Below are 12,755 nucleotides of genomic sequence, written 5' to 3' on the forward strand. Positions count from 1 at the left end.
ATCGCCACACATTGAAAACTTCCTAACTCACAATTATAACGGGTTTTTTTACAACAAGACATATCGCTTTTTCTTTTTAGTAAGCGCTTTGTAAGCGGACAACATGCTTAATTATTATTTTGTCCGAGCTCGATCCATCCGTCCTCGTACCAGGTATGAAGGGCTTCCAGCACGTCTTGCGACACTCCTGCCACTTCGGTATTGCTGAGCTTGCGCGCGTTCGCGAGCGATGCGAGCACTATCTTGTCTTCACGACGAACTGTGAATGACTCACCGTTGATAAATACGTACTTGCCTCGATATAACATTCTTGTCTTTCGGGACAGGCAAACGCCTTGCTTGGAAGCGGCTTGCGCGAAGCGGTGCAAAGAGAGCGGTCGCGTCGGTGACTCGAAAAAGACATTTGGTTTCGGTTCCGACAGATACTCTCCGAGAAAGATGGCGATGTCGCTCTTGTGGAAACGGATCTTGGCGATTTCTTCTGCGACACGGTGCAGCATCACGTTGCTGATTTCCGCAGGGTGTTTGCTTGGTGCCAAATCGGGGTCGGCATAGCGGCCTGGCAGTTCAATTGAATCGGCCATGAATTGCAGAAAGGCCTCGCCAAGCTCTTGATAAGCGGGGGCACGAAAGCCGACCGAATAGGTCATGCATTCGCCGACGGCAATCCCGTCATGCGCATAGTGGGGCGGCAAATAAAGCATGTCGCCCGGTTCCAGCACGAACTCCTGCTCGGCCTGAAAATTCTTCAGGATTTTCAGCGGCATACCCTCCACGAGAGACAGATCCTTTTGTGCGCCGATGCGCCAGCGTCGTTGCCCATGTGCCTGCAGCAGGAAAACATCGTAGGAGTCGAAATGCGGACCCACGCCGCCAGTATCGGTGGCGTAGCTGATCATCACGTCATCGAGCCTCGCATCTGGAATGAAACGGAATTGCTGCATTAGCGCATCTGCCGCGTCGTTATGCAAATTGACACCTTGAACCAGCATGGTCCAAGGTTTTTTCCTGAATGAAGGAAGTGTGTCGAACGGTCCCTTGCGCATTGCCCAGTGTGCGCCGAAGTGAGAAATCAGGCGCGATTCCACGTCGTCACGTGCCGCAAGTTCACAAAGTTCTTCCCGCGTCATGATCGGTGTGAAGCCCGGGAAAGCCTGGCGAATCAACAGTGGCTTCTTGTGCCAGTAGTCACGCAGGAACTGTTGTGGCGAGAGGCCGCCGAGAAGTGAGGTATTTTTCATAGGCCCAGATTATATAGGCATGCCTATTGCTGAGAGGCCAAGGGCTTGTGCTGCCGGGTATAATCGCGTGAACATCTTTTTGAAAGGTTTGGCCATGAAGATTGCCAAGAATACGGTAGTGACAGTGCACTATAAATTGTCGGATGCGCAGGGCAATCTGATTGAGGAAAGCAGAGAGCCGATGGTCTATCTGCACGGCGGTTACGAGAATACCTTGCCGAAGATCGAAGAGGCTCTGGAAGGGAAGGATGCCGGTTATGAAACCACCATCCAGGTCGAGCCTGATGATGCGTTCGGTGAATACGACCCGAGCCTGATCAAGATCGAGCCGCGCAATCGACTACCGGAGCCGATTGAAGTCGGTATGCAGTTCGAGGGCACGCCGGATGGCGGAGAGGATGGCGACGAGCCGCTTATTTTCACGGTGACGGATATCGCGGACGACAAGGTTGTCCTGGATGGAAATCACCCTCTGGCCGGCATGGCGCTGCGCTTTACCCTGAATGTCGCAGAGGTGCGCACGGCCTCCGACGAAGAAATCGCACATCAGCATGTGCACGGCGAACATGGTCATCACCACGGCGACGTTGAGGATGACGAAGGCGATGAGGGCGATCAGTTCCGCAGTTATCCGCTGCAATAAGAACAAAGACCTCTCGTTTTGCCCGCAGTGCAGGTATTACAAAGCCTGAGTGAATACTACATACTAGCGCTGCGGGTTTCTGCTCCGGCAGGCGCCGGATTTCGGGTGCCTTGTCCCGCAATCATTCGTCGCTCCGGAGTTGCGGTACGCATTCTTCGCGCCGGTCTCAGTGATGATTGTTCCTTGCCTGTGCGGGCTCGACAGCAACGGAGAACAGTGAAGGGTCGGATTGGTTGACGGAGAGTTTGACCCAGCCCGGCCCTGTGGCCAGTTCGCCGAGCTTGCCCTGCCAGTTGATGCGCCTCGAAGGGGAGGGGGCAGCAGCCGCGCCGTGAATGATAAGGACTTTCCCCGTAAACTGCGCCGCGAGGCTACTGATCTGGCGCCTCATCTCTGCGAATCCGTCACGCTTGCGCCCTGACACGCCCGGTTTGGCAAGCGGATTGCCATCGCAGAACAGTACGATTCCATTGAGCTCGTCGCGTGCTGCGTGCATGAAGATGCGTTGCAGCCAGTCGCGATTGGCCACCAGCCGATCTTCGAATTCGCCATTGCGGCCGGCATCGAATACATAGTGGTTGTTATTGGCAGGCAAGTTAAGGGTGGCAAACATGATGCCGCCTATTTCCCAGCGTGCATTTTCCGGAAAGTTGCGAAACTTCGCGGTTGTCGATTGGCGAATGACCGGAATCCGGCTTTCGCCTATCGAGAACTCGTCGCTGAAGAACAGATCGCGCAGGCGATTCAATTTCCCGTTCGCCACCGACCTGCCGTTTTCATTTTTGCACTCGGCCCAATCGCTTGCGGCGAGCGATACGATCAATCCGTTTTTTGCCGTCTGCAAGAGGGATTCTTTTTGACCGTACACTGTGTCGGTGCACGGTTCATCGACAGCCTTGATGCCATTGGCGACGACAAAGGCGAGGTTTTCGGCGTCGGTTGATTCGATCGCGTTGCGCAATTCGGCATCATCCGAGGATGGCTTGTGCGGATGTGAAATCACCGCGAAACTGAATTCTCCCGATTCGGCGGCGAATGCGCAAGCCTGCGCCAAGGCGGCGCACACCAGCACGGACTGCAGCACGATTCTTCTCATTGTTGTTTGGCAGCCAGATTCTTCAACCGATACAGCACATCCAGTGCTTCACGCGGAGAAAGCGCGTCCGGATCGGTTTCGGCCAGCGCTTCCATCACTGCTGTGACCTCGATCGAGTTCTCCGGTTCTGGTATATCGGGCGACTCTTGGATTTCCGCAATGCTGTTCGCAAACAAGTCGAACTGAGGCGTCGCCTGCACTGAATGGGCTTCTAGCGCGGCCAGATGTTTGCGCGCTGCCCTGATGACCGGCTGCGGCACGCCTGCCAACTGAGCAACCTGCAAGCCGTAACTCTGCGAGGCGGGGCCTGGCTGGACTGCGTGCAGGAAAACGATGCTGTCCTTGTGCTCAACCGCGGAAAGGTGGACGTTCGCGGCCGCAGGATGCGTTTCGGGCAGTTGAGTGAGTTCGAAGTAATGCGTCGCGAACAGGGTGAAGCTGCGCGTCGTTTCGAGCAAATGACGCGCGATCGCCCAGGCCAATGCCAATCCGTCAAAGGTGGACGTGCCGCGGCCAACCTCGTCCATCAGCACGAGCGAATGCTCCGTGGCGCCATTCAGAATCGCTGCCGACTCGGTCATCTCCACCATGAAGGTCGAACGGCCGCCGGCGAGGTCATCGGCCGCTCCGATGCGGGTGAAGATGCGATCGATCGGTCCAATTGTTGCGCGGCTGGCCGGAACAAAACTGCCGACATAGGCGAGCAGCGTAATCAGCGCTACCTGACGCATGTAGGTCGATTTGCCGCCCATGTTCGGGCCGGTGATCAGGAGAAGCTTGCGCTCGCTGTGCAATTCGCAATCGTTGGCGATGAAGCGTTCGATCTGGTTTTCCACGACAGGATGGCGGCCCTGTTCGATCTGAATGGTCGGTTCACTGACAAGCTGTGGCGCGCACCAGTTGTTACGCATCGCATGATCGGCAAGTGCTACCAGCGTATCCAGCTCGGCCAATGCGTGTGCGATGCCTTGCAAGGTACCGATATGCGGCGCAAGGTCATTCAGCAGTTTTTCGTACAGGTATTTTTCGCGCGCCAGTGCGCGTTCCTGCGCCGACAACGCCTTGTCTTCGAAGGCCTTCAGCTCGGGCGTGATATAGCGTTCGGCATTTTTCAGGGTTTGCCGGCGGCGGTAATCGTCCGGGACCTTGTCCGTCTGCCCGTGCGTGACTTCGATATAGAAACCATGCACCTTGTTGAATTCCACGCGCAGGTTGGAGATGCCGGTGCGTGCCCGCTCGCGCGTTTCGAGGTCGACGAGGAACTGGCCGGCGTTTTCCGAGAGTGCGCGCAGTTCGTCAAGTTCGCCGTCGAATCCGCGTGCGATCACGCCACCGTCCCGCACCATTGCCGCCGGTTCCAGGGAGATGCTGCGTTCCATCAGGTCGAGGCATTCCGACGGTGTCGCCAGCGCATCCTGAATCGATCTCAGCAGGGGCGCATCCGCGTCCTTGTTGCACATCGCCACATACGCTCGCAGCGACGGCAATTGCTGCAACCCGCTGCGCAAGCCAGCCAGGTCGCGCGGGCGCGCGGAGAGCAGCGCAATGCGGGTGGTGATCCGTTCAATATCGGGAACAGCCGCCAAGGTGGCCGACAGACCTGAGGATGCGTCAGCGCGCATCAATGCATTGAGCGCTGCATGGCGCGACTTGGAGACTGCCTGATCACGTCTGGCGTGGTGCAGCCAATGACGCAACAGGCGCGAACCCATCGCGGTCCGGCAGTGATCAAGCTGAGAGAACAACGTCGGGGAGGCCGCGGAACCATCCTGCCCGCGTATCGTCTCGGTGAGTTCGAGGTTGCGGCGCGTCGGGGCATCCAGGCCGATGAATTCGTTTTCCGATTCGACCGTCAGCGTCCGCACATGCTGCAGTCCCTTGCCTTGCGTGGACTGTGCGTACCGGAGCAGTGCTCCCGCCGCGCCGACGGCGGCAGTCAACCCGTCGGCGCCGAATCCCGAAAGCGTTGCCACGGCAAGCTGTTCCAGCAAGGCCTTTTTGCCCGAGGTCGAGTCGAAATGCCAGGACGGTACGGAAGTGAATTTGCCCGCGATGCCCTGCATCGTGATGAGTCCGATCTCGTCGGCCAGCAGGATTTCCGCTGGCGCGACGCGCTCCAGTTCCTGCCGCAGGCGGACCTCGAAGGACTTCGCATCACCGGAAAATTCCATCAAGCGCAGTGCGCCACTGGCCATTGACAGCCATGCCAATCCTGCCGTCACGGTCTTGCGTTGCGTCACGGTACATAGCGCCAGCAGTGGCCGATCCGATTTTTCGGGAAGCAGATCGGAATCGGTGAGGGTACCGGGCGTGATAACGCGCACGACCTTTCTTTCGACGGGACCCTTGCTGGTAGCGGGGTCGCCGATTTGTTCGCAGATCGCGACCGATTCGCCAAGCTTGATCAGTTTCGCCAGGTATTGTTCGACCGAGTGGAAGGGTACGCCGGCCATCTTGATCGGCGAGCCGTTGGAGGCGCCGCGCTGGGTCAGGGTAATCCCCAGCATGCGCGCGGCTTTTTCGGCGTCATCGAAAAACAGCTCGTAGAAATCGCCCATCCGGTAAAACACGAGTGTGTCCGGATGATCGGCTTTGATGCGCAGATACTGCTGCATCATGGGTGTGTGTTTTTCCAGGTCGTTCATGAAACGCAATGCTGAATCTGCTCAATGGTTAGAACACTATTGTTTCGATGCGGGCCGAAGTTCGGCGTGGCCTGCGAGCAATAAAACCAGCCATTTTACTCTGCGGCGACGGCCGCTAGCGTAGGATTCGACTGATGCGTTCACCTGTTCAAGCGGAAATACGTGTCGAGCAAGCTTGTCTTGAAGACGACGCCAAGCAGCACGGGATCGTTCAGGTCTTGCACCACTGGCAGGCGTTCGCCCTGGTGTGTCAGAAATCGCTGCAAGGCCTCGCTCAAGGACATGTCGGGCGTGATGACGGCCAGGAAATCGCGGCGCAGAAAATCACGCGCTTGTCGTGAGCTCGCTGCAGCAGCATCGGGCAATACCGGCGCCAGATCCTGAAGGGCGACCACGCCTTGATAGCGATTCGATGCATCGACGATATAAATGTATTTCACCGGGTATTGAAGAAACAGGCGGGTCAGTTCATGGAGCGGTGCGTCAAGCGGCAGCACGGTTTCAGCCGCCTTGATGAAATCCTGCATTCGCGTTTCACGCAGGCGCAGTCGTGCTTTCTCGGCTTTCTCGCGCTTGGTTGTGATTTCATACATGGCAGTGCCTTCCATGCTGCGCGCAATGAAATACGAGACGACGCAGGACAGCATGAGCGGCAGCATGACCTGGTAGCTTAAGGTCATCTCGAAAATCATGAGAATCGCCATCAGTGGCGCGCTGGTTGCCGCGGCGAGAAAGGCACCCATGCCGACCATCGCGTAAGTGAACGGGGCGGAGACGGCATGTGGCCATAATTCATGCATGCCCTGGCCGAACAGGAATCCGAATGCGGCACCGACGAACAGGGTCGGTGTGAAAATGCCGCCAACCGCTCCCGAACCGACAGTTGCCGCGGTGGCGATCACTTTGAATACCAGCACGAGCAACACAGCCTGCCATGCCCAGGGTTCATGCAACAAGGAGTTCACAACGCTGTAGCCGTTGCCCCACACTTGGGGCACCCAAACGGAAAGAATGCCGACAATCAGTCCGCCGACGCCAAGTCGGAGCGGGAGTGGCAGCTTTGTTTTTTGAAATGCACGTTTGATGATATCGAGCAGACGCAGAAATTGCGGCGCGAAGAAGCCGGCCAGCAGACCGAGGCCGACGAACAGGATCACTTCCATGTTCGCGATCGGCGGAAAAACCGGCATCTCGTAGGTCGGCTGATAGCCTGGAAAGCGTCGCATGGTGATGTTGGCGACTACCGACGCGACCATCACCGGCCCGAGGCTATCCATGGCGATCACGCCCAACACGATTTCGGTAATGAAAAATGCGCTGGCAATTGGCGCGTTGTAGGCTGCCGTAATACCGGCAGCAGCCCCGCATGCGACCAGCAAGCGCAATCGTGAAGGATCAAGATGGGTGACGCGGCCGACCAGCGAAGCACTCAGTGCGGCAAGCTGCACCATCGAACCCTCGCGCCCGATCGATCCGCCGGAGGCAATGGTGCAAAGGGATGACAGACTGCGCAGGATGGTCTGTGAGAACGACACATGACCTTCGCCCAGAGCGATCGATTCCATGTAGTCCGACCCGCCGTCGGATTTGCGTCGTTTCGCCAGCACGAGGAAGCCGCCGGCAACGAGCCCGCCCAGCATTGGCAGCACGATGCGCGCCTGCCAGGGCATGGATTCCGCGATTTCGACGAATGAGCCGCTTCGTCCAAGAAACAGCCATTGGAGCCCGCGCAAGGCATCACGAAAGATGATCGTTGCCAGTGCGCCGACGAAGCCGACAGCCGCCGCCCAAGGCAGCATCGACGGCGCTTCCGAGGCATCGAACAGGCGTTGAAGGCGGAGCTTTATTTTTAGAAGAAGGGCTAACACGATCGCAGTATCTTCGGTGAGGAGCGCATTACTGCCTCTCATCGCACGGCATTTGTCCAAAGGCGCTTCGGTCAGGCTAGACGGGAATGATGACTAGTCCGCGAATGGTCGCATTCAAAAAAACTGCGTCAAATTAACGAGAGATGAGTGGCGGCTTGCCAAATTGGCGCTTGCGCCGACATGTTATATCACACGCGGCGTCGTTCAGAAACCGTGGGGGCAATGCCGGGCTGCAGGGCGTACGTCTGCCGGATAGGAGCGCTTGCCAGATGGGTAAGGGGCATGCCCGGGCCGTTGGCACAGGTCGATTGACGATTGGATTAAAGCATGCAGACGGATCGACCGGCCTGGACCGGTCGATCCGATGAGATCAGGCGAGTTCCTTGCTTCGACCGCTGAAGCGCTGCCGTCCCGAGGGCACGCCGGAACGCGGTTTGCCTGCGGGTTTTTGCGGTGCTCCGCTCTTTGGCGAGGATGCCGGCCGTGCATTGCCATTGGCTGGCTTGCTCTGTTTGGATTGAGTGCGGCCACCGGCATTTCCGCTGCGCAGTTGAATCGGCTGCGGGCGCGCGTTGGGGTCGGGTTCGAAGCCCGAGATCACCTCTTGCGGAATGCTGCGCTTGATGAGCTTTTCTATGCCCTTCAGCATATCGTGTTCATCGACGCAGACCAGCGATACTGCTTCGCCCGCCGCGCCCGCGCGGCCGGTGCGGCCGATCCGGTGGACATAGTCTTCCGGGACGTTCGGCAGATCATAGTTCACGACGTGAGGCAATTGGTCGATATCGATACCGCGCGCCGCGATATCCGTCGCAACGAGGACTTGCAGGCTTCCGCTCTTGAATTCTGCCAGCGCGCGGGTTCTCGCCGTCTGGCTCTTGTTGCCATGGATTGCGAGCGCGGTAATTCCGTCCTTGCCCAATTGCTCCACCAGTTTGTTCGCGCCATGCTTGGTGCGGGTAAACACCAGCACTTGCGACCACTGATGGGCTTTGATCAGGTGGCTTAGCAGCGGGTGCTTGCGATTGCGGTCAACGGGATGCACTTTCTGTGCAATGACCTCGACGGTTGAATTGCGGCGTGCGACTTCAATCATTGCCGGCGCATTCAGCAGCCCGTCGGCAAGCGCCTTGATCTCGTCGGAGAAGGTGGCGGAGAACAGCAGGTTTTGCCGCTGCGGCGGAAGGGCTGCAAGCACTCGGCGAATGTCGCGGATGAATCCCATATCCAGCATGCGATCGGCTTCGTCCAGGACCAGTATTTCGATATGCGTAAGGTCTACGGTGCCTTGCTGCATGTGGTCCAGCAATCGGCCCGGAGTCGCCACCAGGATGTCGACTCCCTGGCTCAGCAGCTTGATCTGCGGATGAATGCCCACTCCGCCAAAGATGACAGTTGAGCTCAGTTTCAGGTATTTTCCATAGACGCGAACGCTTTCCTCGACTTGGGCCGCAAGCTCGCGTGTCGGAGTCAGGATCAGCGCTCGGATCGGTTTGCGGCCGTTGCCGGTGTGGCGTTTGTGACTGGCAAGACGCTGCAGGATAGGCAGCGTGAAGCCAGCGGTCTTTCCGGTGCCGGTCTGCGCACCGGCCAGCAAATCGCCCCCGCGCAATACGGCGGGAATCGCCTGGGATTGAATCGGGGTAGGAGTGCTATAACCTTGTTCGGTAACGGCGCGGAGAATTTCATCGGACAAGCCGAGTTCAGTAAATGACATGACAACTTTATGAAAGTATCTGCCTGCCGCGTTTGAGGGCGCCAGTCGCGGGCAAATTGGAGGGCGGAAGATCTGGAAGGATGGAGGACTAGTCTCACCACCGTGCGGGCCGCATCATTTCGAGGCCCGCGCCGGTAACATCAATCAGAGGGAATTATTTTGAAAACGGCGATAGCAGGTTGACCATTTGTGCGAAGATTTTCGGCGTACCTGCGATGACGTTCCCCTTGTACAGGTAGTCGGACTCACCCGAGAAATTGCCGACAATACCGCCGGACTCAGTGATCAGCAGCGAACCTGCTGCCATATCCCAGGTTTGCAAGCCTTTCTCAAAAAAGCCGTCGAGACGGCCAGCTGCGACGTAGGCAAGATCCAGAGCGGCAGCGCCCGGGCGACGCAGGCCGGCACATCTTTCTGTCATGACCTTGAACATCTTCATGTATTCGTCCAGACCTTCGGTGCCGCGGAACGGGAATCCCGTGCCGATCAGCGCGTCGGCCATCTTGTCGCGGCGGCTGACTCGAATGCGCTTTTCATTCAGATAGGCGCCAGCGCCCTTGGTGGCGGTAAACAGGTCGTTGCGAGTCGGATCATACACGACAGCCTGGGTGATCTGGCCGCGCTGCTGCAGCGCGATCGATACGCAGTACTGGGGAAAGCCGTGAATGAAGTTGGTGGTGCCGTCGATCGGATCAATGATCCAGACGTTATCGTTTTCGTCGTGCAGGTTGGATGAGGCTCCGGATTCCTCCGCCAGGATCGCATGATCGGGATAAGCGGTTTTCAGGACTTCGATGATGGCCTGCTCAGCCGCCTGATCGACTTCGGTAACGAAATCGTTGTGGCTCTTTTGGGTGACTTTGACGCGGTCGATGTCAAAGGAAGCGCGGTTGATGATCGAAGCGGCGCGGCGCGCGGCCTTGACCGCCGTGTTCAGCATGGGATGCATAGGAGGTTCCGTTAAAATTGCGGTACCGTCGCATACCGCGTTCGGAACCACATTGAATAAGATTAATGAGCGATGCGGCAACCCGGCTGAGAATCCGGAGCAATTCCGAACAATCCTGAACAAACGTTTACCGCGCAATGCCGCTATTTTAAATGAACCAGCCTCAAATCAGTACTTCTCTTTTCAAACGCCTGCGTTTCGTACTGGTTGATACGAGCCATCCTGGCAATATCGGCGCCGTGGCGCGTGCCATGAAGACGATGGGATTTTCACAACTCGTGCTGGTCAATCCCCGCTTTCCGGGTGCGCTTGTGCATGAGGATGCCATTGCCTTCGCGAGCGGCGCGCAGGATGTCCTGGCTGCGGCGAAAATCGTCGGTTCGATCGACGAAGCGCTGGATGGATGCAACTTCGCTGCGGCCTTGAGCGCCCGACTGAGGGAATACTCCCCGCCGGTGATCACACCGCGAAGCCTGGCCGCCCAACTGGTTGCAAGCGAGGGTTTGAACGCAGCGCTGGTGTTTGGCAGTGAGCGCTATGGTTTGCCTAATGACATCATCGAAAAGTGCAACGTCCTGATTAATATTCCCGCGAATCCGGATTATTCGTCATTGAATCTGGCACAGGCTGTTCAGTTGCTGGCCTATGAGGCGCGCCTTGCGAGCGGGGGTGATGTCATTCCTGCGACTCCAATAGGATTTCAGGGTGAGTCGGCCAGCCTTGCGCAAATCGACGGCATGTACGCACACCTGGAAGACGCCTTGGTGGCGATCGAATTTCTCGATCCCGCTAATCCGAAAAAGCTGATGCCACGCCTCAAACGCTTGTTTTCCAGAACGCAACTGGAAACCGAGGAGGTCAATATCTTGCGCGGGATTGCGCGGCAGATTTTGAAAAAGCTGAAATGACAAGCTGCTGGCGGAAAGTGTTTTGCGGTTGCTGTGAACTGACTAGCGTCTGATAACGGCAATACCTCACGGCAGCATGGTTGGTTAGCGATCAACCCCACGCCCGCAACAACCCCACCGCCAGTCCCTCCAGGGCAAAATCTTGCGTCGAATCGACCCGAATCGGCTCAAAGTCCGGATTTTCGGGCAGGAGTTCAATGACCGAGCCGGACTTCTTGTAGCGCTTGACGGTCACGTCATCACCGAGCCGGGCGACGACGATCTGTCCGTTCTTTGCGCTGTCCGTCTTTTTCACTGCAAGCAGGTCGCCGTCGAGAATGCCGACGTCGCGCATGGAGAGGCCGCGCACCTTCAGCAGGTAATCCGGCTTGGCCGAGAACAGGGACGGATCGACGCTGTAGGTCGCTTCGATATGTTCCTGGGCGAGGATAGGTGAGCCGGCCGCAACGCGACCGACCAAAGGCAGGCTCAACTGCATCAGTGATGGATGGGGGAGAGCCATCTGCCGAGAACCCGGCTTTCCCAATCCGGTATTCGCCACCGCTTCACGCAACCTGATGCCGCGTGAGGTGCCGGGCGATATTTCGATTGCCCCCTTGCGCGCCAGTGCCTGCAAGTGTTCTTCCGCAGCATTGGCGGAGCGAAATCCGAGCTCCGCGGCGATCTCGGCACGAGTGGGAGGGAAACCAGTATTTTCAATGGCTTCCCTGATCAGGTTCAGGATCTGTTCCTGGCGTGCAGTCAATTTGATCATGGCAGGTTGCGGGCGTCTGTGAACGCTGTGCATAAAGACAGCCTGTATTTTTATACAGTCCTTATTGAAATGCAAGCGCATTTGGTGCGTAAATTCGCGAAAACACCAAGGATGAGGCTTAAGAGCTTGAATGCATTGAATTTTTTTTGCATTCAGGTTATCATTTCGGGCTTTCCTCTTCCCACACTCGTCTTGACGCCGGGGTGGGCGTAACTATCGACCACAAGGAGATTACATGCGTCATTATGAAATCGTATTTATCGTGCATCCGGATCAGAGCGAGCAAGTGCCTGCAATGATCGAGCGCTACAAGGGCATTGTTACCGCCCGCAACGGCAAGGTTCACCGTGTCGAAGACTGGGGCCGCCGCCAAATGGCTTACATGATCCAGAAGCTGGCGAAAGCGCACTATGTCTGCATCAACATTGAGTGCGACAACGAAACCCTGGCTGAACTCGAAACCGGCTTCAAATTCAATGACGCCGTCCTGCGCCACCTCACCGTCAAGATGAAGAAGGCCGAGACCGCGCCGTCGCCGATGATGAAGGCAGTGCAGAAGGAAGATGCTGCCAAGAGCCAGCGCGCAGAGGCATCTGCTGCGTAATTGCAGTCGTCGAGGAGTGTGAACCAGCTTCAGTTAGTAGCCAGCATTGCCGAGCGCGACGTCATGCGTTATACCCCGGCAGGCATTCCGATTGTGTCCGCCAGACTGGCGCACGGTTCGGAGCAAATCGAAGCAGGTGTCCCGCGCCAGGTTGAGTTTGAAATCACCGCCATCGCTGCAGGCGAAATTTCAGGAAGATTCAATCAGGCAGAGTTGGGAGCAGCCTTCCGGTTCACCGGATTCCTGGCACGCAAGAACCGCAATAGCAAAAGCCTCGTGTTCCATGTTACGGATTTCGAGGCATATACACCAGATCACTAGATACAGGAG

11 protein-coding genes are annotated in these 12,755 nt (G+C 57.3%); 4 read left to right on the forward strand and 7 right to left on the reverse strand.

Annotation, left to right across the window (positions count from 1 at the left end; genetic code table 11):
* Nucleotides 1-107 precede the first annotated feature (107 nt).
* The gene (locus tag E6W33_RS06185; protein WP_136415406.1) at nt 108-1,241 is read right to left on the reverse strand and encodes a cupin domain-containing protein; all 1,134 of its coding nucleotides are present in this window, start codon (nt 1,239-1,241) and stop codon (nt 108-110) included.
* Between the two features lie 94 nt (nt 1,242-1,335).
* Between E6W33_RS06185 and E6W33_RS06190 the strand changes: the two genes are divergently transcribed.
* Nucleotides 1,336-1,884 (forward strand): peptidylprolyl isomerase, encoded by a 549-nt coding sequence (locus E6W33_RS06190; protein ID WP_136415408.1) that lies wholly within the window; start codon nt 1,336-1,338, stop codon nt 1,882-1,884.
* Between the two features lie 166 nt (nt 1,885-2,050).
* On the opposite strand, the gene E6W33_RS06195 is transcribed toward E6W33_RS06190, so the two are convergent.
* The 5 genes from E6W33_RS06195 to E6W33_RS06215 all read right to left on the reverse strand — a co-directional run bounded on the left by E6W33_RS06195 (nt 2,051) and on the right by E6W33_RS06215 (nt 10,159).
* Nucleotides 2,051-2,968, reverse strand: coding sequence for a hypothetical protein (locus E6W33_RS06195; RefSeq protein WP_247869537.1), 918 nt, complete (start codon nt 2,966-2,968; stop codon nt 2,051-2,053).
* 8 nt (nt 2,969-2,976) lie between these two features.
* Nucleotides 2,977-5,625: a DNA mismatch repair protein MutS gene (gene mutS, locus E6W33_RS06200; RefSeq protein ID WP_136415411.1), complete on the reverse strand. Its 2,649-nt coding sequence runs from the start codon at nt 5,623-5,625 to the stop codon at nt 2,977-2,979.
* 140 nt (nt 5,626-5,765) lie between these two features.
* Nucleotides 5,766-7,493, reverse strand: coding sequence for a ClcB-like voltage-gated chloride channel protein (locus E6W33_RS06205; protein WP_136415412.1), 1,728 nt, complete (start codon nt 7,491-7,493; stop codon nt 5,766-5,768).
* A gap of 370 nt (nt 7,494-7,863) precedes the next feature.
* Nucleotides 7,864-9,210 (reverse strand): DEAD/DEAH box helicase, encoded by a 1,347-nt coding sequence (locus E6W33_RS06210; RefSeq protein WP_136415414.1) that lies wholly within the window; start codon nt 9,208-9,210, stop codon nt 7,864-7,866.
* A 154-nt stretch (nt 9,211-9,364) separates the two neighbouring features.
* Nucleotides 9,365-10,159 carry an inositol monophosphatase family protein gene (locus E6W33_RS06215; protein WP_136415415.1) on the reverse strand — a complete coding sequence of 265 codons (795 nt, stop codon included), beginning with the start codon at nt 10,157-10,159 and terminating at the stop codon, nt 9,365-9,367.
* A 152-nt stretch (nt 10,160-10,311) separates the two neighbouring features.
* On the opposite strand from E6W33_RS06215, the gene E6W33_RS06220 reads away from it, so the two are divergent.
* Nucleotides 10,312-11,067 (forward strand): RNA methyltransferase, encoded by a 756-nt coding sequence (locus E6W33_RS06220; RefSeq protein ID WP_136415417.1) that lies wholly within the window; start codon nt 10,312-10,314, stop codon nt 11,065-11,067.
* Nucleotides 11,068-11,158: 91 nt separating this feature from the next.
* Here E6W33_RS06220 and lexA read toward each other — a convergent pair whose 3' ends face one another.
* Nucleotides 11,159-11,821 carry a transcriptional repressor LexA gene (gene lexA / locus E6W33_RS06225; RefSeq protein WP_136415418.1) on the reverse strand — a complete coding sequence of 221 codons (663 nt, stop codon included), beginning with the start codon at nt 11,819-11,821 and terminating at the stop codon, nt 11,159-11,161.
* 235 nt (nt 11,822-12,056) lie between these two features.
* Between lexA and rpsF the strand changes: the two genes are divergently transcribed.
* Nucleotides 12,057-12,425 (forward strand): 30S ribosomal protein S6, encoded by a 369-nt coding sequence (rpsF, locus tag E6W33_RS06230; protein ID WP_136415420.1) that lies wholly within the window; start codon nt 12,057-12,059, stop codon nt 12,423-12,425.
* 18 nt (nt 12,426-12,443) lie between these two features.
* Nucleotides 12,444-12,746 (forward strand): primosomal replication protein N, encoded by a 303-nt coding sequence (priB, locus tag E6W33_RS06235; protein WP_136415422.1) that lies wholly within the window; start codon nt 12,444-12,446, stop codon nt 12,744-12,746.
* Nucleotides 12,747-12,755 lie beyond the last annotated feature (9 nt).

It is taken from the genome of Herbaspirillum sp. ST 5-3 (assembly GCF_004804275.1).
In the GTDB taxonomy this organism is placed as follows: Bacteria; Pseudomonadota; Gammaproteobacteria; order Burkholderiales; family Burkholderiaceae_D; genus Noviherbaspirillum.

What these genes read in the sequence shown, in the direction of transcription:
- E6W33_RS06185 (WP_136415406.1), bottom strand. Translation starts at nt 1,241, where the DNA reads ATGAAAAATACCTCACTTCTCGGCGGCCTCTCGCCACAACAGTTCCTG.
- E6W33_RS06190 (WP_136415408.1), top strand. Translation starts at nt 1,336, where the DNA reads ATGAAGATTGCCAAGAATACGGTAGTGACAGTGCACTATAAATTGTCG.
- mutS (WP_136415411.1), bottom strand. Translation starts at nt 5,625, where the DNA reads ATGAACGACCTGGAAAAACACACACCCATGATGCAGCAGTATCTGCGC.
- E6W33_RS06210 (WP_136415414.1), bottom strand. Translation starts at nt 9,210, where the DNA reads ATGTCATTTACTGAACTCGGCTTGTCCGATGAAATTCTCCGCGCCGTT.
- E6W33_RS06215 (WP_136415415.1), bottom strand. Translation starts at nt 10,159, where the DNA reads ATGCATCCCATGCTGAACACGGCGGTCAAGGCCGCGCGCCGCGCCGCT.
- E6W33_RS06220 (WP_136415417.1), top strand. Translation starts at nt 10,312, where the DNA reads ATGAACCAGCCTCAAATCAGTACTTCTCTTTTCAAACGCCTGCGTTTC.
- lexA (WP_136415418.1), bottom strand. Translation starts at nt 11,821, where the DNA reads ATGATCAAATTGACTGCACGCCAGGAACAGATCCTGAACCTGATCAGG.
- rpsF (WP_136415420.1), top strand. Translation starts at nt 12,057, where the DNA reads ATGCGTCATTATGAAATCGTATTTATCGTGCATCCGGATCAGAGCGAG.